Genomic DNA, 19,912 nt, shown 5'->3' on the forward strand with positions numbered 1-19,912 from the left:
ACGCTTCTGTCCAAGATCCAGTGGATTGTCAAATCCCGCCACCGGCGTACCATAGGCGGCCAGACTGACGTACTGGCTTGACCCGGAGAATCACCATGGCCCTAGACCAAGAATCCTTTGCCCTGCTGCGCGCCTCGGTGCAGCGCTTCATCGACGAACGCCTGAAGCCCGCCGAAGACACGCTGGAGGAAACCGACGACGTGCCCGCCGAGATCGTCGCCGACATGAAGGAGATGGGGCTGTTTGGCATCTCCATCCCCGAGAACTACGGCGGCATCGGCCTGTCGATGTCGCAGGAATGCGATGTGGTCTATGACCTCGGCCATACCGCGTTCGCCTTCCGCTCGGTATTCGGCACCAACGTCGGCATCGGTTCGCAGGGCATCCTGATGGATGGCACCGAGGAACAGAAGCAGCAGTACCTGCCGCGCATCGCCAGCGGCGAGATGATCATCTCGTTCGCGCTGACCGAGCCGAACGCCGGCTCCGACGCGGCCTCGCTGCAGACCCGGGCCGAGCTGGACGGCGACCACTATGTCATCAACGGCACCAAGCGCTTCATCACCAATGCGCCGCGCGCGGGCGCGTTCACGCTGATGGCCCGCACCGGCGGCCCGGGCGCCGCGGGCATCTCGTCGTTCATCGTGCCGGCCGACACCCCGGGCATCTCGCTGGGCAAGCCCGACAAGAAGATGGGCCAGCGCGGCACCAAGACCTGCGACGTGGTGCTCGAGAACGTGCGCGTGCCGGCCGCCAACATCATCGGCGGCGTACCGGGGGTGGGCTTCAAGACCGCCATGAAGGTGCTGGACCGCGGCCGCCTGCACCTGTCGGCTTTGGCCTGCGGCATGGCGCACCGGCTCATCACCGACGCCGTGGCGTATGCCAAGGAGCGCAAGCAGTTTGGCCGCCCGATCGGCGACTTCCAGCTGATCCAGGCGATGCTGGCCGACAGCCAGGCCGAGCTCTACGCGGGCCTGTCGATGGTGCGCGATTGCGCGCAGCGCTACGATGCCAAGCCCGCCGGCAAGAGCGATCCGGAAGTCAGCATGCTGGCTTCGTGCACCAAGATGTTCTGTACCGAGATGGTGGGCCGCGTCGCGGACCGCGCGGTGCAGATCCACGGCGGCGCCGGCTATATCGCCGAGTACAAGGCCGAACGCTTCTACCGCGATGTGCGCCTGCTGCGCCTGTATGAAGGCACCACGCAGATCCAGCAGATGATCATCGCCAAGCATCTGCTGCGCGACTGACCCCCAACGGCCCGCGTGGCAGGAGTCGACATGGACACGATGCAGTATCGCGGGCGCGACGGTGCGCCGCAGGCAGGACATGATGACGGCGCGCCGCACCGGCTGCGCGCGGTGGTGGCGACCTATCGCCCCACGCTGCAGGCGTACACGCTGGCGGTATCGCCGGCCGAGCTGATGGCGCTCTCCGCGCTGCCGGCACAGATGGCGGCCAGCGTCGGCGCCGCCCCGGACCCGCGCGTGCAGGCGCACCTGGCGCGGTTGCGTACCAAGGTGCAGGACAGCGGCATCGCCTTGCCCGGTGCCATCGTGGTGGCGGTCAGCGGCGGTAGCATGCAGTGCGAGTGCGACCACCTGTTCACGCTTACGCTGCAGCCGCGCCATGGCGACCGCCTGATCGTGATCGACGGCTACGAGCGCCTGCTGGCGCTGGCGCATGGCGAGCGCCGCCAGTGCAAGACGCTGGTGTCGGCGGTGCTGTGGCGCACCGCGCTGGAGACTGCCGCGGCGACACCGGCCGACGATGCCGCCAACGACATCATCGACGCGCCGGTGGCGCAGTCATGCGCGGCGCGCTGGGCCAACGCGACCCGGCTCTGGCATTGATCCGCGTGATTGGCGTGACCGGCGTGACCGGCGCAACGTAACGGAAGCCGCCTGCAGGGCGGCTTCCTTATTTTCTGGTGATCGCAGGCGCGCTTACGTAGCTTAGGCCGCTTACTGCGGCCACACGCCATCGACCTCGCGCAGCAGGTGGCCGGCGAGAATATAGTCCCCGAGCCGCGTGGCCTTGGCTTCGAGGTCGAGCAGTTCATGGTCCGCCAGCGTGCCAAGATCGAACTGGCAATAGAGATTGCGTTGACGGAATGTGCCCTTGGGTTTGGCCAGCCCTTCGATCAGGGCTTCGCGGGAACGGACGGCGATGCTTTCTTGTCCGCGATACTGCACCTTGATACCGCGCTTTTCTCCGAGCCTGCCGAGTTCGACGGCGTCCTGCCATCCGGTCTCGTAGTCCAGCTCAAGCGCCAGCACGCCTTCGGAGGCCAGAAGCCTGAGCGCTTCTGCCTTGCTGCCAGCTCGCACGATTGACATCCACACCTCTTGTATCGACTTATACTGTACGAATATACAGTCAACCCGGGGTCGGGGCAAGGCCCCTGGCGCGGCGCGCATCGGACCAGCCGCGCACCATCGCCGCAAAGACGCCGGGTCGCCCGCGCTCGCGGATGGCGCCACCGCCCGGCGAGTATGGTTGCCGATGTATTTCAGGGGCATGTCAGAGGCGCGCGGGCGGCGTGTCGCCGGCTTCGTTGCCGCCGGCGGTCGGACCGGTCGACGTGCTGGCGGGCGTGCCCGCCGCCTGGCCGGTTGCCGCGCCCTGCGCCGCTGCGCCGGCGAAGTCGCCGGCATAGGCGCGCGACAGCGTGCCAGGTTGCATATAGCGGCGGATGGCGGCGTTGACCGCTTCCGTGGTGGCGTCGCGCAGGCGTTGCTCGAGTTCAGCGGTAAAGGCCATGGTGCGGCCCAGGTAGAGCTGGCTGGCCAGCGCGCCGGCCAGCGCGGCGTCGTTGCTGCGGCTGACCATGCCCTGCTGCAGCAGGCCGCTGACGGCCTCGGCCAGTTCCTGCGCGGTAATGCCGTCGCGCACCAGCCGCTCCAGTTCCTCGCTGACGGCGCGCTGTACCCGCGCCAGGCTCTGCGGCGCATATTGCGCGCGCACGCCGAAGCGGCCGGCGCGGTCGAGCGCGCCCACCTGCACCCAGCTGCTGGCGCCATAGCTCATGCCTTCGCGCTGGCGCAGCCGGTCCGCCAGCCGGCTGCGCAGGCTGGCACCGCCCAGTACGCGGTTGGCAATCATCATCAGCGCGTAGTCAGGCGCATCATTGGTCAGGTCGATCGGGGCGGTGGCCAGGTACACGGCGTTCGCCTTGCCCGGCGTGGGCAGCGTGAACTCGGCGGCCGGGATCGGCACGAACGGCCGCTCGACGCGCGCATAGGGCTGCGGCGCGGTCCAGTCGCCAAACAACGCGGCCGCCTGCGCGGCGGCAGCCGCGCCATCGAAATCGCCCACCAGGCTCAGCTGCGCATGGCTCGTGCCGTAGAAGCGCGCATGGAAGTCGCGCACCTGCGCCAGCGTGGCCGCGCGCAGGTCGGCGATATTCTCGGCGATGGTGCGCGCGTGGCGCGGGTCGCCCGCGGGGTAGGGGTCGCCGTGCCGGCCCAGCGCATTGGCAGCCAGCACGCCGGGCTCGCGCTGCACGCTTTCGAGCTCCGCGATGCTGGTCTGGCGCAGGGTCTCGAACTCGGCTTCGGGGAAGGTCGGCGCGCGCAACAGGTCGCGCAACAGCGCCAGCAGCTCGGGCAGATGCGCGCGGCGCGTCTCGAAGCTGACCGACACCTGCTCGGAGCCGCCCGAGATGCCCACGCGCGCGCGCAGGGCCTCGATGCGGTCGGCGATCTGCTGGCGGTCCATGCCGGCGCTGCCGCGGCGGAGCATCGCGGCGGTCAGCGCGCCCACCGTGGTCAGCCCCTGCAGGCTGTGCGCGCCGCCCATGCGCAGCACCAGCACGCCGTGCACCACTTCGCCGCGCGCGGGCTTGGGCAGCAGCGCCAGCTGCATGCCGTTGGCGAGCGTCTGGCGCGTGGTATGGGCTTCGATGTTGGCGGGACTGGGATCGAATGCCGCCACCGCGGGCAACGCCGGCCGGCCCTGGTAGCCCTTGACCATGGCCGCGATGTCGGGCACCTCCGGCACTTGCGCGCGCTGCGGTTGCTCGGCCGGCAGGAACACGCCCAGGGTGCGGTTCGAGGCCTGGAAGTAGTTCAGCGCCACGCGCTGCACGTCGGCCAGGGTGGTGGTCTCGATGCGGTCGCGCGCCAGGAAGAACAGGCGCCAGTCGCCCTTGGCGATGGCCTCGGAAAGGGCAATCCCCAGCGCGCCGGGGTCGTTCATGTACTGCTCGTAGGCGTTGCGCATGCGCACGCGCGCACGCTCCAGTTCGGCCTCGGTCACGGGCGCCTCGGCAAAGCCCTCGATCTGCGTGATCAGGCCGGCACGCGCGGCCGCGAGCGGCTGGTCTTTCGACGCCTGCGCCATGAACAGCAGCGCGCCGGGGTCCTTCATCGCATAGAACGCGCTGCCGATCGACGTAGCCTGGCCGCGCTCCACCAGCGCCTTGTACAACCGGCCGCCGGGGGTGTCGCCCAGGATGATGGTCAGCAGCGACAGCGCGGTGGTGTCGGGGTGCGCGCCGGGGCTGACATGGTATTGCGCGGCCACCAGGCGGGTGTCGCCGGGGCGCATCACTACCAGTTCGCGCGCGCCTTCCTGCGCGGGCTCGACGGTGGGCTCCGGCGGCAGCACGCGCTGCGGGCGCGGAATCGGCCCGAAATAGCGCTCGATGCGCGCCAGCGTGGCGGCGGGATCGAACTTGCCCGCCACCACCAGCACCGCGTTGTCGGGCTGGTAATAGCGGCGGTAGAACGCGCGCAGGTTGTCGAGGCTGACGTTCTCCACGTCGCTGCGCGCGCCGATCGGGGCCTTGCCGTAGTTGTGCCAGCGGTAGGCGGCGGCCATGGTCTGCTGCATCAGCATGCGTCCGGGGCTGTTCTCGCCCATCTCCATCTCGTTGCGCACCACCGTCATCTCGCTGTCGAGGTCGGCGCGCGCGATCACGCTGTTGACCATGCGGTCGGCCTCCATGCGCAGCGCCCAGTCGAGGTTGTCGTCGCTGGCGGTGAAGGTCTCGAAGTAGTTGGTACGGTCCTGCGCGGTGGTGCCGTTGACGCTCATGCCGCGCCGCGCGAACTCGCCCGGGATGGTCTTGCCCGGCAGCGACGGCGTGCCCTTGAACAGCAGGTGCTCGAGCAGGTGCGCCATGCCGGTCTCGCCGTAGTTTTCGTGGCGGCTGCCGACCAGGTAGGTGATGTTGACCGTGGTGGTGGCCTTGGCGGCATCGGGCGCCAGCACGATGCGCAGGCCGTTGGGCAGGCGGTGTTCGGTAATGCCTTCGACCGATGCCACCTGCGTCGCCTGCACTGCCTGTACCGGCGCTGCCGAAGGCTGCGCCAACGCCGGGGGGCAGGCCAGCGTGGCAAGCAGTGACAGGTGCAGGGCGGTGCGGCGCATGGGGTCTCCGATGGGAAAGATAAGGGCAGGGCAACTGTGCCCCAACCGATCCCCGCGCGCCAGAGGGAAATGTCCGAAAGCAGCGGATGCGCGCCGGCATCTGGCGGTAGCATGCCGTCATGAACCTCGATCCCGACACCTGCTACAAGGCCGTGGCCTCGCACGACCGCCGCTTCGACGGGCGCTTCTTCGTGGGCGTCTCGTCGACCGGCGTGTATTGCCGCCCCGTGTGCGCGGTACGCACTCCCAAGCGCGAGAACTGCTCGTTCTATGAAAGCGCCGCCGCGGCCGAGAAGCATGGCTTTCGCCCGTGCCTGCGCTGCCGCCCGGAACTGGCGCCGGGGCATGGCCTGGCCGATATTTCCGGCCGGCTGGCGCAGGCCGCCGCCACGCTGATCGACGAAGGCTTCATGGCCGACGGCAGCGTGGCCGCGCTGGCGGCGCGCATCGGCGTGACCGAGCGCCACCTGCGGCGGCTGTTCGACGCGCAGTTTGGCGTGTCGGTGCTGGAGTACGCGCAGACCCAGCGCCTGCTGCTGGCCAAGCGGCTGCTGGCCGATACCGCGCTGCCGGTGACGGACGTGGCGCTGGCGGCGGGCTTCGGCAGCGTGCGCCGCTTCAATGATGTGCTGAAGACCCGCTACGGCCTGACGCCGCTGGCGCTGCGCCGGCGTGCCGCCGAGGGCGTGGCCGACCGGCTGGTGTTCGAGCTCGGCTACCGGCCGCCCTTTGCCTGGGACGCATGGCTGCGCTTCCTGGCCACGCGCGCGGTCGACGGCATCGAAGCCATCCGCGATGGCGCCTACCTCCGCACCTTGCGCGTCGAAGCCGGTGGCAGCGCCCACCTCGGCTGGGTCCGCATCGAGCATGTGCCGCGCCGGCTGGTGCTGCGCGTGACCCTGTCGGCGTCGCTGGCGCGCGTGATTCCGCAAGCGCTGGGCAAGGTGCGCCGGCTGTGCGACCTGGGCTGCCGCCCCGACGTGGTGGACCGGCACCTGGGCGACCTGGCCGAGGCGATGCCGGGCGTGCGCCTGCCTGGCTGCGTCGACGGCTTCGAGATCGCGGTGCGCGCGGTGGTCGGGCAGGTGATTTCGGTGGTGCAGGCACGGCGCATCCTGGCCGCGCTGGCACAGTGCGCGGGGCAGGCGCTGGACGGCGCGCCGCCTGACGGCTTGCGCTACACCTTCCCGAGCGCGGCCGCGCTGGCGGCGTTGCCCGAGGCTGCGCTGCGCCAGGCGGGCGTGTCGCCAGGCAAGGCCCGCACGCTACAGGCGCTTTCCCGCCGCGTCGCCGACGGCACGCTGGTGCTCGACCCGCATGCGGCGCCGGAGCAGGCGGTGGCGGCGCTGCGCGGGATCGACGGCATCGGCGACTGGACCGCGCAGTATGTCGCCATGCGCGCGCTGGGCTGGCCCGATGCCTTCCCCGGCACCGACTATGCGCTGCGCAAGGTGTTGGGCGTCAGCACCGTGCGCGCGATGCACGAACGCACTGCGCAATGGGCGCCGTGGCGGGCCTACGCCGCAATCCACCTGTGGCACCGCTATGAAACGATGAAGGACACGCCGCCGGCCGCGGCGCAACCGGAGACCCTCCCATGACCAGCTATCGTCATATCGACAGCCCGCTGGGCACCGTGCTGCTGCGCGCGCGCGACGGGCACCTGACCGGCCTCTTCTTCGCGGGACAGAAGTACCATCCCGCCGGCATTGCCGACAGCCGCGACGTGCCTGCGGCCGACGCCGCGGTGCTGGACCGGGCCGCCGCCGAGCTGGCCGAGTATTTTGCCGGCCGCCGCGACACCTTTACCGTGCCGGTGCGCTTTGCCGGCAGCCCGTTCCAGCAGCGAGTGTGGCAGGCGCTGCTGGAGATCCCGTGCGGCGTCACCGCTTCGTACGGCGAACTGGCGCGCACGCTCGGGCTGCCGCCCACGCATGCACGCGCCGTGGGCGGCGCGGTCGGCCGCAACCCGCTGTCGGTGATCGTGCCCTGCCATCGCGTGCTGGGCAGCGCCGGCGCGCTGACCGGCTATGCCGGCGGCATCGAGCGCAAGCGCGCCCTGCTGCGGCGCGAGGGCATCGCTGCCGCGACGGGCTGAAGCCGGCCACGCAGCGATGGCACGCCTGTTCATCGCGGTGGAAGTGCCGCCCGCACAGGCGGTGGGGCTGTTGTCGACGCTTCCTGCCGTGCCCGGCGTGCGCGCCGCGACACCGGCCCAGGTCCACCTGACCCTGCACTTCCTCGGCGAAGGCCTGGGCGAGGCGGCACAGGCCGTCGAAAAGCTCGCTGCCGCGCTCGCGATGCTGCGCACCCCTGCGTTCACGCTGCAGGCGTACGGCACCGGGCGCTTTCGCAGCGGCCCGGGATCGGTGCTATGGGCCGGCCTCGCGCCCGGTCCTGGACTGGACGCGCTGCGCGCCATGCACGCCGAGGTAGGCGAGGCACTGGCGCAAGCCGCCGGCTTCCCGCCGGAGCGGCGGCGCTTCCATCCGCACGTGACCCTGGCCCGCTGCAAGCCGACCGTGCCCGAGAGCGCGCTGCGCGCGTGGCTCGATGCGCACCGCACCCTGGCCAGCGCGCCGTGGCGCGTCGCGCGGCTGGTGTTGTTCGAAAGCCGGCTCGGTCCGCAGGGCCCGCAACACTTGCTGCGCCAGGCCTGGCCGCTGACGGCGCAAGGCCCTACGCCAGGTTGCTGAAGCCCAGCGCCATGCCCAGCCCGCACAGGGCCGAGCCGATGGCGCGGTCCAGCAGCCGCTGGCGCCGCAGCATGGCCGCGCGCAGCGCCGGCGCGGTGAACACCCACGCCACCACGCTGAACCACGCCAGGTGCGCCACCGACATGAATCCGCCATAGGCCCATTGCACCGGTACCGGGGTGTGGACGTCCACCACCTGGGTGTAGGTGCTGACGACGAACAGCGTGGTCTTCGGGTTCAACGCATTGGTCAGCAGGCCCATGCGCAGCGCCGCCAGCGGGGCCAGCGCGCGGCCGCCGCGCAGGTCTACCGTCAGCGCGTCGCGCCTGCGCAGCGTCTGCAGGCCGATCCAGACCAGATAGACGGCGCCCAGCGCCTTCACCACCGTCAGCACGCCATGCGCGTGCGTCATCAGCAGCGATACCCCGAACATCGTATAGAGCACATGCACCTGCACGCCCAGGGCGATGCCGGCTGCACTGAGCAAGCCGGCACGGCGGCCGTACAGGTAGCTGTTGCGGGTGACCATGGCGAAGTCGGGGCCGGGACTGATCACGGCCAGCACGGTCACCGTGGCGACCGCCAGGGATTCGGCGAGAGGGGGCATGTTGCGTCAGGATATGTTGTGTTTTCCGGCCGATCCCCACTCGTGGGGGTCGAAGCGTACCCAATTCTGCGTGCCGCTAAAGGCCCACACAACCGATATATACTCGCGCGATTCCGTGAGAAAAACTGACCGATGCACTGGCTGGGATGGATCCGATTCTTCGAGGCCGCGGCGCGCCATGAGAGCTTTGCCCGCGCGGCGCAGGAGCTGCACCTGACCCATGGCGCGGTCAGCCGGCAGATCCGGCAGCTGGAGGACACGCTTGGCGTGGCCTTGTTCGAGCGGCGCAACCGCGGCGTTTTCCTGACCGAGGCGGGGCGCTCGCTGTTTGCGGCGGCGACGCAGTCGATGGAGGGTCTGGCCGCCGCCGCCGCGCGCATCCGCACACAGCCCGCGGAGCGGGCGCTGGTGCTGTCGTGCGAGCCGACCATCGCCATGCGCTGGCTGATCCCGCGGCTGCCGCGTTTTGCCGCGCGCCATCCCGACATTCCGCTGCACCTGATGGCGGCGGGCGGGCCGATCGACTTTGCGCGCAGCGGCGCCGACCTGGCGCTGCGGCGCAACGACTTTGCCTTCGACGTCCGCTGGCATGCGCGCGAGGTGGTGCAGGAGCGCGTGGGCCCGGTGTGCCGGCCACAGTCGGCCGAGGGTGCGGCGGTGGCGCCGGTGCGATTGCATACGCGCACGCGGCCGCAGGCCTGGCAGCGCTGGCAGGCGGCGTGCCCCGATGACGCGGGCCGGCTGCGCCTGGACGGCGACGCCTGGTACGAGCATTTCTATCTGAGCCTGCAGGCCGCGGCGGCGGGCCTGGGCTGGGCCATGGCTTCGCAGCTGATGGCTGCCGACGAGATCGCCGACGGCCGGCTGGCGGCGCCGTTCGGGTTTGCGGCCGACGGCTCGGCCTACCACCTGCTGTCGCCCGCGCCGTTCGAGCACGACACGCGCCGGCTGGCCCTGCTGGCATGGCTGCGCGAGTGCGCGCACGCCACGCTCGCACCACCGCTGCAGGCCTGAAAGGCACGCAAGCGCTACCCCCCGGAAGTCTGTCCTCAAGTTCTGCCACAGATTTGCCGAAGTGAGATCATCGGTCTTGCCGGCCTATGGTGCAGGCGCTTAACATGCGGCGCGCGGCCGGCAGGCCGGTGCCGCCGACGGGCTCACGGCTGGTCCGCGGCTGTGCCATGGCCGTCGCTCCCAGCCCCTCCAGATGTTGCGTGAACCTATGAACCAGCACGACGCCCCCGGGCCCGCCGATCACGATGCCGAAGCCGACCCGGCGGACGAGCGCTATCGCCTGACCCACAACTCGCAGATCGGCACGGTGCTGCGCGACCTGGCGTGGCAGAAGTGCATGCTGAGCGTGCGCACCCGCACCGCGCACCAGTTCGTCACCTCGATCCTGCATGTCGACCCGGTCAACCGCACCTTCGTGTTCGACTGGTGCAATGCCGAGCCCGAACGGATGTCGCTGATGACTTCCGAAGAGAACGCGTTCTCCGGGCTGCTGCGCGGCGTGCCGGTCAACTTCGTGGTGGGCCAGCCGGCGGCCACGCGCTATGAAGACGGCCCCGCCTTCGTGGTCGAGTTTCCGGACAAGCTCTATCACTTCCAGCGCCGCCGCCATTTCCGCGCGCGCACGCTGGTGACCAAGGGCTACCGCTGCGAGATGCCGATGCCGGACAAGACCGTGCTGGGCCTCGATATCGCCGACCTGTCGCTTTCCGGCGTGGGCCTGCGCTCCAGGACCGTCACCGCCGAGCGCCTGCCGGTTGGCACCACGGTGGCGAAGTGTCGGCTGGACTTCCGCGAGCTGGGCAAGCTGGAGGTGGACATGCAGGTGGTCGGCCACTGGCTGGTGGGGCACGACGACAGCGCCATCCACCACTTCGGCTGCGCCTTCGTCAATCCGGACGGGCGCATGGAAAACTTCCTGCAGCGGCTGGTGTTCTCGCTCGAGCTGGCGCACCGCGGCTGAGGCGCCGCCTCCGACCCGGCGCAGTACGCGACCGGTTTACGCTACATTGCCCGCCAGTTCGCATGACACGGGAGGCACACGGCAATGGTCCACAGCGACCCGGCTCCGGCCGGCGGCAAGCAGTTTTCGGCTGACTACCTAGTCATCGGGGCCGGCATTGCCGGGGCCTCGGTGGCGTACTGGCTGGCGCGCGCGGCCAGCGTGATCGTGCTCGAGCGCGAGGCGCAGCCGGGCTACCACGCCACCGGCCGTTCGGCCGCGCTCTACCTGGAAAGCTACGGCACGCCGCAGGTGCGCGGCCTGACCATGGCCAGCCGCGCCTTCCTCGATGCCCCGCCCACGGGGTTTGCCGACCATCCCGTACTGTCGCCGCGCGGCGCCATGATGCTGGCGCGCCCGGGCGAACAGGACCAGCTCGACGCGCACTGGCAGGTGCTGGCCGGCATGGGCGCACGGGCGCAGCGGCTGGACCAGGCCGGCGCGTGCGCGCTGGTGCCGGTGCTGCGGCCGGAACTGGTGCTGGGCGCGGTGCTGGAGCCCGATGCCGCCGACATGGACGTGCATGCCTTGCATCAGGGCTACCTGCGCGGCGTGCGCCATCACGGCGGGGTGATCGCCTGCGGCGCCGAGGCCGGCGTGATCGAGCGGCGCGACGGCTTGTGGCACGTCCATGCCGGCGCCGGCATCTACCGCGCGCCGGTGCTGGTCAACGCGGCGGGCGCGTGGTGCGACGTGGTGGCGGCGCGCGCGGGCGTGGCGCCGGTGGGGCTGCAGCCGTGCCGGCGTTCGGCCTTCGTCTTTGCCCCGCCCGATGGCATCGAGGTCTCGCGCTGGCCGATGTTCTACGGCTTCGACGAGACCTGGTACGTCAAGCCCGATGCCGGCATGCTGCTCGGCTCGCCGGCCAACGCCGACCCGGTGCCGCCGCACGACGTGCAGCCCGAGGAGCTGGACATCGCCACGGGCATCCACCAGATCGAGGCCGCCACCACGCTGACGATCCGCCGCCCCGCGCGCACCTGGGCCGGACTGCGCTCGTTCGTTGCCGACGGCGACCTGGTGGGCGGATTCGATCCCGAGGCGGAAGGTTTCTTCTGGGTGGCCGCGCAAGGCGGCTATGGCATCCAGACCTCGGCGGCGATGGGTGAGGCCTGCGCCGCGCTGGCGCAGGGCCGGCCGCTGCCGGCGCATATCGCTGACCATGGCGTGACCGCCGCCATGCTCAGTCCCGCGCGGCTGCGCGCACAGGCGGGTTGGTAAGCCCTGGCGCCGGCCAGCGGCAGGATCAGGAGCCGATCATCCGGCCAATCGCCGCGGCGGCCTCGCGCATCGGCGCCAGCAGCCGCGTGATCATGTCCGCTTCGGAAACGCGCGCGGCGCGCACGCTCACGCTCAGCCCCGCCAGCACGATGCCCGAGGCCGAGCGCACCGGCACGGCCATGGCGCGCAGGCCGGGCTCCAGCTCTTCATCGACGATCACATAGTCCACTTCGCGGGCACGCTCGAAGCAGGCTTCCAGTTCCTGCCGCGAAACCTTGGTCTGCAGCGTGCGCGGGCGCAGTTCGGCATGCTCGAAAAAGCCGTCCAGCACGGTTGCGGGCTGGTGCGCCAGCAGCAGCCGGCCGTTCGAGGTGCAGTAGGCCGGCAGGCGGCTGCCCATGCCGAGCGAATAGTTCAGCACGCGCTGCACCTCGGAGCGCACCAGGTACAGGATGTCGGTGCCGTCCAGGATCGCCAGCGTGCAGGTCTCGTGGATGCGCGCGCTCAGGTTGTCCAGGATCGGCTGCGCCAGCGACACCAGCGAGGTCGACGAGAAATACGCGTGCCCCAGGTGCAGCACGCGCGGGCGCAGCGCGAACTGCCCGTCCTGCTGGCTGACATAGCCGAGCTGTTCCAGCGTGTACAGGCAGCGCCGCACCGACGCGCGCGAGAGCTGGGTGCGCTGTGCCACCTGCGAGATCGTCAGCGGGCGCTTGCGCTCGGAAAACGCTTCCAGCACGGTCAGCCCGCGCGCCAGCGACAGCATGAAATTGGGATCGCCGGCAAAGCTGCCGAGCAGGTCGGCCTGGGGCCGGGCAACGCGGACGGTGTCGGCCTGGGCATGGCCAAGACCGATGGGGCGGAGGACATCCATGGGAGGCTGGGAGTGGTCTACGGTCGTTCGATAATCGCGCAATGTTAAACCGCTCCGGCGCCGCGGGCCAGCATTGCTTGCATGCTGCACTGCGTCATCGGCGACGCCGGGTCACCGCTTCCGCCACCTCGAACAGTGCCATGCCCGCGAGCATCGCCGCGACAAAGCCCCACGCCTTGGCGTAACCCGCACCCAGCGCGACCAGCGCGGGGCCCGGGCAAAAGCCGGCCAGGCCCCAGCCGGTTCCGAAGGCGGCACTGCCCAGCAGCAGGCGCGGCGTGACCGCGGCCAGCGCCGGCCACTGCATCGGCAGCCCAAGCCAAGAGCGCTGGCGCCGGCGTGCCAGCGCAAAAGCCACCACGCCGACCCCGATCGCGCCGGCCATGACGAAGGCAAGCGACGGGTCCCACATTCCCGCGAGGTCGAGAAAGCCCAGCACCTTGGCCGGGTTGGCCATGCCGGAGAGGATCAGGCCAATGCCGAACACCAGTCCGGCCAGCAACGCCAGCAACGTGCCCATGGTTCAGCCTCCCAGTACGTGGCGCTGCACGAGCACCGTCAGGAAGCCGGCCGCCATGAAGGTCACGGTAGCCGCCAGCGAACGCACCGAACCGCGCGACAGGCCGCACACGCCGTGGCCGCTGGTGCAGCCGCCGGCGTAGCGCGTGCCCACGCCGACCAGCAGCCCGGCCACCAGCACCTCGGTCCAGCCCGCGTCGATGCGCGCCGCGGGCATGGCATCGAACGCGAAGGCCAGCCATGGCGACAGCAGCAGCCCGATGACAAAGGCGGCGCGCCATGCGGTGTCGCCTTGCGGCAACCGCAGCACGCCGCCGACGATGCCGCTGATGCCGGCGATGCGGCCCAGGCCGAGCATCATCAGCGCCGTCGCAAGGCCGATGACAAGCCCGCCGGCGAGCGAAAGCCACGGCGTGAAATGCTGGAAGTCGATCTGCATCAAGGGTGCGCGCGGAAGCTGGCGCGGAGAACGGCCGCAAGTGCAGCCCAAGGCAGGGATTATAGGCGCGCCAAGGTCGGCCAGGCGCCCATAAAAAAGTCGCCGCTGGGGAAGCGGCGACCGGGGAAGGTTGTCATTCAAGAGGGGGTCTTGGTGACAGGGAAAAGTATAGACATTTGAATTAAGACATTACATACAACTTTGGAGGGGTACGGCAGGCGCACATTGCCGCGCCGCGTCAGAACGGTTTGCCCAGATACAGGTAGAAGCTGAACACGCCGGCCGCCGCGCGGCCATAGGCCAGGTACAGCGGCCCGAGCGGGCTGTCGAGCGCCAGGAACAGCGAGCCGGACTTGAGCAGCCCGGTCGGGCTGCCCGGCACCAGCGGATCCCCCACGCGGCCAGCCTCCAGCGAGAAGCCGGCGTAGACGCCCTGCAGCAGGGTCTGCCGCGCCAGCTTGTTGTAGTACACCAGCCGCGCAAACTGCATGTTGGCGCCCATCAGCTGCCCGGTCGCGTAGCCGGACTGCTGCAGGAAGCCGCCCCACTGGAACTGGTCGTAGTTCGGCAGCGGCTTGCCGCCGGGGTTGCCGCCGACCTTGAAGCCGAACGACAGCGTATGGTCGCCGAACGAATGGGCATAGATGCCGTCGGCCTGCGCCTTGATATAGGTCTGGTCGGCTCCGAGCCCCGGTTGCGAGGCGTAGATCCGCACCCCGCCCGCATAGCCGAAGCGGGGGAAATCCACGCTGTCGAGCTGGTCGAAAAACAGCCGCCCAGTGATGGCCCCGCGCCGGATGCTGCCCGGACCCGGCGCCAGCGACGCCGGGCCGGTGCTGAGCGTGGCGTGCTCCGAGCCGGCCTGCACCCCGACGCGCAGCTCGCCGTACTTGGTGAACTGGCTGCCGACGTCGAGCGCCAGGTCGAAGCGGCGCACGTCGTAGGTGGCGATGCGCGTGCTGCCCTGGAACACATTGACCGGGCGCCGTTCCAGCTCGATGCGCGGGGCGATGAAGAAGAACTGGCGCGTATCCAGCGGCTGGTAGAACTCGCTGCTCAGCGCCGAGGTCTGCCCCGCCTGTGCGTCGGTGCGCCATTCCGCCCCCAGCGCATTGAGCCAGGTGCGCCGGTAGCTGCCGACCAGGTTGAAGTACGCATCGCCGCGGAAGTCCGAACTCAGTCCCAGCCCGAAGCGCAGGTAGTCGGGGCCCCACGATTTTTCCACGGCATTGACCGTCAGCACGCGCCGGCCCGGTTCTTCCAGGATGCCGTAGTTGACGTGCTCGAAGTCGCCGGTGCCGAACAGGCGGCGCATGTCCTGGTCCAGCGCGGCCTGGTCGATCGGCTCGCCCGGGCGGGTCTGCATCACCGCCCTGGCATAGTCGGGATTGACGCGATGCAACGGCGCCAGCCGGATTTCGTCGACGGGGCGGGTGTCAGGCGGCTGCACCGCCTGCTGGGCCGCGCGCAGCTCGGCATACTGCGCCGGCGGCAGCGCCAGCGGCGCGAGGCGGTCGGCGACCTTGCGCGCGGCGGCCTCGCCGATCGGGATGGTGGTCGCCAGGTGGTCGAAGTCGGTCGCGGAAAAGTCGCCCAGCGCGGGCTCGATCAGCACGTCGGTGGGCCGCAGCGAGGCCAGTGAGGCGCGCACGTTCTGCTCGGTCAGGATGTTGAGCATCTGGCCGGTCACGCCGATCACCGAGGTCAGCGCCTCGCGCTTCATCAGTGGCGTGCCCAGGTTCACGGCGATGACGATATCGGCGCCCATGCTGCGCGCCACGCCCACCGGCAGGTTGTCGGTCAGCCCGCCGTCGACCAGCAGCCGGCCCTCGTATTCCGCCGGGGCCACCGCCCCCGGCACCGACATGCTGGCGCGCATCACGTTGGCCAGCTCGCCCTCGCTGAACACCACCGCCGTGCCCGCCACCAGATCCGTCGCCACCGCCCGGTACGGGATCGGCAAGCGGTCGAAATCGCGGTAGCCCGGGGTCCTGGCCAGTTGGCGCAGCACTGTCTCCAGCTGCACGCCGGAGACCGCGCCCTTCGGCAGCAGCACGCCACTTGCCTGCAAGCCGATCTCCGGCGTGAACAGGTTGGTGAAGTCGTCCTGCTTGCGCCGCACGGACAGGTCCTGGCGCGGCGGCCGTTCCTTGAACAGCTTGTTGGTGCTCAGGCCGCTGACCAACTGTTCCATTTCAGCAGGCCCCATGCCGGTAGCGTAGGCGCCCCCGACCAGCGAGCCCATGCTGGTGCCGGCGATGCAGTCGACCGGAATACGCATCGCCTCCAGCACCTTGATCACGCCGATATGCGCGGCGCCGCGCGCGCCGCCGCCCGACAGCACCAGGCAGATGCGGGGGCGGCCGGCCGCGGCGGGCGGCGCGCCCGCAGCGGCGGCAAGGTCCGCGGCAGCGCCGGCGTCGTGGCCGGGCGCCGGGGGCTCCGCGGCCGTCGCGGCGCCGGCGCCCAGCGCGATGGCGGCAAGCAGGCGCATCATGCCGGCGCGGCGCAAGCAATGGTGTGGAGCTGCCTTCATGGCTCGATCAGGGTCGCAATCCGCCACCAGGCCGGTTGCCGTGGGGGAAGTCCGGCTATCTTCCGGCAAAACGTGTTGTGCGGGCGCCGCGCCGCGCCGTGCGCAAAAACAATTCAACACGCGGCTCGGAAGCATTCAGATCGGCTCCGGGCGCTGCCAGGTGGGGCGGCGGGGCCGCCGGACGCCGGCGAGCGCGCCGGAATATACTGGGGGCTGGTCTGCCATGGCGCCGCGCGCGCGATCTGCAAGTGTCTCAAGTGTCTCCCGAAGTTCCCGTCGCCGGTTCCACGCTTACCCCTGACGACCCCCGCCCGGAGCCGCCGGAGCGGCCCGCCGATGGCGAGTGCTGCGGCTCCGGCTGCGATCCCTGCATCTTCGATTACTACTACCAGGAGCTGGACCGCTACCGCGAGGCGCTGCGGGCATGGGAAGCGCGCCATGCCGAGGATCCGGCCAGAGCACACACCTGAGCGTCCCGGCCATGCAGCCATCGCAGCCATCGCAGCCCTCCCCGGCAGCCGGGGCGGCGCTGTTCGATTTCGTGCAGCGCCACCCGCGCCTGTTCGTGCTGACCGGCGCCGGCATCAGCACCGATTCCGGCATTCCCGGTTACCGCGACGCGCGTGGCCAGTGGCAACGCTCCCCGCCGATCACGCTGCAGGCCTTTCTCGGCTCGCACGCCGGGCGTCAGCGCTACTGGGCGCGCAGCATGCTCGGCTGGCCGCTGGCGGGGCAGGCGCGGCCCAACTATGCCCACCACGCGCTGGCGCGGCTCGGCGCGCAGGGCCGGATGACGGCGCTGGTCACGCAGAATGTCGACGGCTTGCACCAGCGCGCCGGCAGCCAGGACGTGATCGAATTGCACGGCAGCCTGGCCAGCGCCATCTGCCTGGACTGCGGCGCCAGCCACGACCGCGCCGCCCTGCAGGACTGGCTGGTGTCCCGCAACGCCGCGCTGCGCGACGTGATCGCGCCGCCCGCCGCCGACGGCGACGTGCATTTCGAATCGCCGCTGTTCGCGCAGTTCCAGGTGCCCGATTGCAGCCATTGCGGCGGCATCCTCAAGCCCGACGTGGTGTTCTTCGGCGAATCCGTGCCGCGCACGCGTGTCGACGCCGCGCGCGCGGCACTGGCCGGCGCGGATGCGATGCTGGTGGTGGGATCGTCGCTGATGGTTTATTCGGGCTACCGCTTCTGCGTCTGGGCCGGCCAGATGGGCAAGCCGGTGGCCGCGCTCAACCTGGGCACCACGCGTGCCGACGCCATGCTGGCGCTGAAGGTCGAGGCCGGTTGCGCGCCGGCGCTGCAGGCGCTGGTGTCGCGGCTGGAGCAGGACACGGCAGGATCCCGTTGACGCGAGCGCCGTCCAGGCATAGCATCGCCACACCACTTTGATCGACGCCGGTCGATCTTTCTTCAAGGCTTCCGCTTCCCACCATGACCGCAGACCGCCAACGCCCCGTCATCGCCGCGCCTCCGGGCCGCGCGTTGCCGTGCCCGCGTCGCCAGCCTGCGTTCACATCTGTCGCGCCGCCGCCGCTGTTCTCCGGCGGTGCGCACCCGCCGCCGCGCGGCTGACGGGCACGCGCCCCAGCCCTTCTCGTCTCCGGTAATCCCGCCTTTGTGCGCCCGTGCGCACGGCCGCCGCACGCCCGTGCGCGCTGTCGCCGTGCCGTGGCCGCATGCCGAAGCGGGTTGCCGGGGCCCGCCAAGCTGACGACAGATGACAAGCCATGACCAACCAAGAAGATTGCGCGGAGTGCTTCGACGCCGCGCGCAACACGCTTACCACGCGTACCGCTTCCTCCGCCCTCTGGGCCACGCCGCTGTTCGTGCTGCTATGGAGCAGCGGCGCCATCGCCGCCCGGCTGGCGCTGGACCACGCCACCCCGTTCGCCCTGCTGACCTTGCGCTTCGCGCTGGTCTGCGCCGTGCTGGGCGCGATTGGCCTGGCGCGCAAGCGCCTGCTGCCGCCGCGCGGCGAGCGGCTGCACACGGCCGGCGCGGGCCTGCTGCTGATCGGCGGCTACGCGGTCTTTTACTTTCTGGCGCTGGACCACGGCATGACGCCCGGCGTGCTGGCCACGGTGCTGGGCGCGCAGCCGATGCTGACACTGCTGCTGACCGAGCGCCGCGCCAGCGCCGCGCGCCTCGGCGGCCTGGCGCTGGCATTCGCCGGGCTGGCCATGGTCGTCGCCGACAGCCTGCTGGTGGCCCGGCTGTCACCGGCGGGCGTACTGTGCGCGCTGGCCTCGCTGGCCAGCATGACCGTCGGCGCCATCCTGCAGAAACGCAGTCCGCGCCCGCCCGCCGAAGTGCTGCCGCTGCAGTACGGCGCAAGCCTGGCGGCCTGCCTGCTGTGCCTGCCGTTCCAGCCCTTCGCCTTCGAAGCGTCGCTGGCGTTCGCCGCACCGCTGCTGTGGCTGGCGCTGGGGATTTCGATCGGCGCGACGCTGCTGTTCTACCGCCTGATCCACGCCGGCAACCTGGTCAACGTGACCAGCCTGTTCTACCTGGTGCCGGCGGGCACCGCGGCGCTGGACTACTTGCTGCTGGGCAACCGCATGGCGCCGCTGGCGCTGGCGGGGATGGGGGCGGTGCTGACGGGGTTGGGGTTGGTGTTCCGCGGCACCAAGCGCTGATGAAGCGGTAGGTGGAGCAGGGGGAGAGGCGCGGCCCGAAGGCGCGCCTACCGCTGCTTCACCTCCACCCGCACCTCATCCTTGCCCACCGTGATCGCCCCCGGTTCCATCTCCTTGCCGCCCACGCGCAGCTCCTCCGGCTTGAAGGTGTAGATCGGGTAGTCCTTCAGCAGCTGCTGCGCGACCACGGCGCCGATGGCGTTGAGCTGTTCGCGATAGGGCCCCATGCCGGCGACTTCGACCTGCTGCACGGTGGGGTTGTCGAGCAGCACTGCGCGCCGGCTCGCGTCATAGCGGATGCCGCTGTTCAGGGCGAGCTTGCCGTCGACCGGAGGCGAAGGCAGCAGGGCATTGGTCAGGCGCGCGTCGACATGGGTGGTGATGCGGTTGCTGGCTTCATCCAGCACCAGCCGCGGGTGGCTGAGCTGGACGCTGACGACTTCGGCGTAGCGCAGCGTGGCGGGAAAGCGCTTGTCGAGTTCGGTCTGCAGTTCCTGGCGGGTCAGGGAATATTCGCCGGTCCAGATGTTGTAGCCGGCCAGGGCCGGAGCGGAGCCGGCGATGCAGGCGGCGGCAAGGAGCAGGCAAGGCGTCAGGCGCATGTGGCGGGTCGGGCGCGCCATGGGGCGCCGCGATAAGTGGGATCAGCCTGTCAGACCGCGCGGCCGGGGCTTGCGTTCCGTCACATCGGCCAGGGTGCCGGCTCAGTAGTGCGGCGGAATTTCCTGCAAGGGGTCGGCGTCGGCCGCGGTGGTGGCGGCGCTGCGCACCTGCTGGTACAGCGCGCGGAACTGCTCCTGCAGCAGGTCGATCTGCTGCTGCTGGCGCGCCACGGTGCTGTTCAGGGTATCGAGCAGGTCTTCCTGGAAGGCGAGCTTGATTTCGAGTTCGTTGATGCGATCGTCCATGGCAAAGTTTCTCCGGCGGGCGGCGCGCATTGTAAACCCATCCCCGGGCTGTGGCCCGAAGCGCGCGCCGCTGGCCG

20 protein-coding genes are annotated in these 19,912 nt (G+C 70.4%); 11 read left to right on the forward strand and 9 right to left on the reverse strand.

Annotated elements, in window-relative coordinates; genetic code table 11:
- Positions 1 to 95 precede the first annotated feature (95 nt).
- Both AC3FMM_RS20785 and AC3FMM_RS20790 read left to right on the forward strand, forming a co-directional pair.
- Positions 96 to 1,253 (forward strand): acyl-CoA dehydrogenase family protein, encoded by a 1,158-nt coding sequence (locus AC3FMM_RS20785; protein WP_115699299.1) that lies wholly within the window; start codon positions 96 to 98, stop codon positions 1,251 to 1,253.
- Between the two features lie 30 nt (positions 1,254 to 1,283).
- Positions 1,284 to 1,856 carry a hypothetical protein gene (locus tag AC3FMM_RS20790; protein ID WP_115682046.1) on the forward strand — a complete coding sequence of 191 codons (573 nt, stop codon included), beginning with the start codon at positions 1,284 to 1,286 and terminating at the stop codon, positions 1,854 to 1,856.
- 111 nt (positions 1,857 to 1,967) lie between these two features.
- Here the strand turns inward: AC3FMM_RS20790 and AC3FMM_RS20795 are convergent, their stop codons facing one another.
- Both AC3FMM_RS20795 and AC3FMM_RS20800 read right to left on the reverse strand, forming a co-directional pair.
- The gene (locus tag AC3FMM_RS20795) at positions 1,968 to 2,342 is read right to left on the reverse strand and encodes a PHA-granule associated protein 4 (RefSeq protein ID WP_115682045.1); all 375 of its coding nucleotides are present in this window, start codon (positions 2,340 to 2,342) and stop codon (positions 1,968 to 1,970) included.
- A gap of 184 nt (positions 2,343 to 2,526) precedes the next feature.
- The gene (locus tag AC3FMM_RS20800; protein ID WP_116313742.1) at positions 2,527 to 5,379 is read right to left on the reverse strand and encodes a M16 family metallopeptidase; all 2,853 of its coding nucleotides are present in this window, start codon (positions 5,377 to 5,379) and stop codon (positions 2,527 to 2,529) included.
- Positions 5,380 to 5,498: 119 nt separating this feature from the next.
- Between AC3FMM_RS20800 and AC3FMM_RS20805 the strand changes: the two genes are divergently transcribed.
- From AC3FMM_RS20805 to thpR, 3 genes are read left to right on the forward strand one after another with little or no spacing between them, the layout of a single operon-like run.
- Complete coding sequence (locus AC3FMM_RS20805; protein ID WP_115714157.1) at positions 5,499 to 6,980, forward strand: AlkA N-terminal domain-containing protein; 1,482 nt, start codon at positions 5,499 to 5,501, stop codon at positions 6,978 to 6,980.
- Positions 6,977 to 7,477, forward strand: a complete 501-nt coding sequence (locus AC3FMM_RS20810) for a methylated-DNA--[protein]-cysteine S-methyltransferase (RefSeq protein WP_115682042.1) — start codon at positions 6,977 to 6,979, stop codon at positions 7,475 to 7,477. Before AC3FMM_RS20805 ends, AC3FMM_RS20810 begins: the two co-directional genes overlap by 4 nt.
- A gap of 16 nt (positions 7,478 to 7,493) precedes the next feature.
- On the forward strand, positions 7,494 to 8,075 hold the full coding sequence (gene thpR / locus AC3FMM_RS20815) for an RNA 2',3'-cyclic phosphodiesterase (protein ID WP_116313743.1): 582 nt from the start codon (positions 7,494 to 7,496) through the stop codon (positions 8,073 to 8,075).
- Here thpR and AC3FMM_RS20820 read toward each other — a convergent pair.
- Positions 8,059 to 8,682, reverse strand: a complete 624-nt coding sequence (locus tag AC3FMM_RS20820) for a LysE family transporter (RefSeq protein ID WP_488687389.1) — start codon at positions 8,680 to 8,682, stop codon at positions 8,059 to 8,061. The genes thpR and AC3FMM_RS20820 overlap by 17 nt on opposite strands.
- A 132-nt stretch (positions 8,683 to 8,814) precedes the next feature.
- Here AC3FMM_RS20820 and AC3FMM_RS20825 point away from each other — a divergent pair, with 132 nt between their 5' ends.
- The 3 genes from AC3FMM_RS20825 (at position 8,815) to AC3FMM_RS20835 (ending at position 11,917) form a co-directional block, all read left to right on the forward strand.
- Entirely contained in the window at positions 8,815 to 9,696 is an 882-nt protein-coding gene (locus AC3FMM_RS20825) for a LysR family transcriptional regulator (protein ID WP_116313744.1), read from the forward strand.
- A gap of 208 nt (positions 9,697 to 9,904) precedes the next feature.
- The gene (locus AC3FMM_RS20830; protein ID WP_240991383.1) at positions 9,905 to 10,657 is read left to right on the forward strand and encodes a flagellar brake protein; all 753 of its coding nucleotides are present in this window, start codon (positions 9,905 to 9,907) and stop codon (positions 10,655 to 10,657) included.
- Positions 10,658 to 10,741: 84 nt separating this feature from the next.
- Positions 10,742 to 11,917: an NAD(P)/FAD-dependent oxidoreductase gene (locus AC3FMM_RS20835; RefSeq protein ID WP_473704212.1), complete on the forward strand. Its 1,176-nt coding sequence runs from the start codon at positions 10,742 to 10,744 to the stop codon at positions 11,915 to 11,917.
- A gap of 25 nt (positions 11,918 to 11,942) precedes the next feature.
- On the opposite strand, the gene AC3FMM_RS20840 is transcribed toward AC3FMM_RS20835, so the two are convergent.
- The 4 genes from AC3FMM_RS20840 to AC3FMM_RS20855 all read right to left on the reverse strand — a co-directional run bounded on the left by AC3FMM_RS20840 (position 11,943) and on the right by AC3FMM_RS20855 (position 16,285).
- Positions 11,943 to 12,791, reverse strand: coding sequence for an IclR family transcriptional regulator domain-containing protein (locus tag AC3FMM_RS20840; RefSeq protein WP_115682036.1), 849 nt, complete (start codon positions 12,789 to 12,791; stop codon positions 11,943 to 11,945).
- Positions 12,792 to 12,885: 94 nt separating this feature from the next.
- Positions 12,886 to 13,311 carry a DUF6691 family protein gene (locus AC3FMM_RS20845; RefSeq protein WP_115714151.1) on the reverse strand — a complete coding sequence of 142 codons (426 nt, stop codon included), beginning with the start codon at positions 13,309 to 13,311 and terminating at the stop codon, positions 12,886 to 12,888.
- Positions 13,312 to 13,314: 3 nt separating this feature from the next.
- Complete coding sequence (locus tag AC3FMM_RS20850; protein ID WP_473704213.1) at positions 13,315 to 13,749, reverse strand: YeeE/YedE family protein; 435 nt, start codon at positions 13,747 to 13,749, stop codon at positions 13,315 to 13,317.
- 238 nt (positions 13,750 to 13,987) lie between these two features.
- Entirely contained in the window at positions 13,988 to 16,285 is a 2,298-nt protein-coding gene (locus AC3FMM_RS20855; RefSeq protein ID WP_116313747.1) for a patatin-like phospholipase family protein, read from the reverse strand.
- Between the two features lie 248 nt (positions 16,286 to 16,533).
- On the opposite strand from AC3FMM_RS20855, the gene AC3FMM_RS20860 reads away from it, so the two are divergent.
- The 3 genes from AC3FMM_RS20860 to AC3FMM_RS20870 all read left to right on the forward strand — a co-directional run bounded on the left by AC3FMM_RS20860 (position 16,534) and on the right by AC3FMM_RS20870 (position 18,927).
- Positions 16,534 to 16,755: an oxidoreductase-like domain-containing protein gene (locus tag AC3FMM_RS20860; protein ID WP_488687390.1), complete on the forward strand. Its 222-nt coding sequence runs from the start codon at positions 16,534 to 16,536 to the stop codon at positions 16,753 to 16,755.
- 11 nt (positions 16,756 to 16,766) lie between these two features.
- A complete protein-coding gene (locus AC3FMM_RS20865) occupies positions 16,767 to 17,639 on the forward strand; it encodes an NAD-dependent protein deacetylase (protein ID WP_326346525.1) in 873 nt (290 codons plus the stop codon).
- 379 nt (positions 17,640 to 18,018) lie between these two features.
- A complete protein-coding gene (locus AC3FMM_RS20870) occupies positions 18,019 to 18,927 on the forward strand; it encodes a DMT family transporter (RefSeq protein ID WP_473704214.1) in 909 nt (302 codons plus the stop codon).
- Positions 18,928 to 18,974: 47 nt separating this feature from the next.
- Here AC3FMM_RS20870 and AC3FMM_RS20875 read toward each other — a convergent pair whose 3' ends face one another.
- Both AC3FMM_RS20875 and AC3FMM_RS20880 read right to left on the reverse strand, forming a co-directional pair.
- Entirely contained in the window at positions 18,975 to 19,529 is a 555-nt protein-coding gene (locus tag AC3FMM_RS20875) for a DUF1439 domain-containing protein (protein WP_115714328.1), read from the reverse strand.
- A gap of 102 nt (positions 19,530 to 19,631) precedes the next feature.
- Entirely contained in the window at positions 19,632 to 19,835 is a 204-nt protein-coding gene (locus AC3FMM_RS20880) for a SlyX family protein (RefSeq protein WP_115682029.1), read from the reverse strand.
- Between the last annotated feature and the right edge of the window lie 77 nt (positions 19,836 to 19,912).

Source organism: Cupriavidus sp. 207A1, assembly GCF_057798955.1.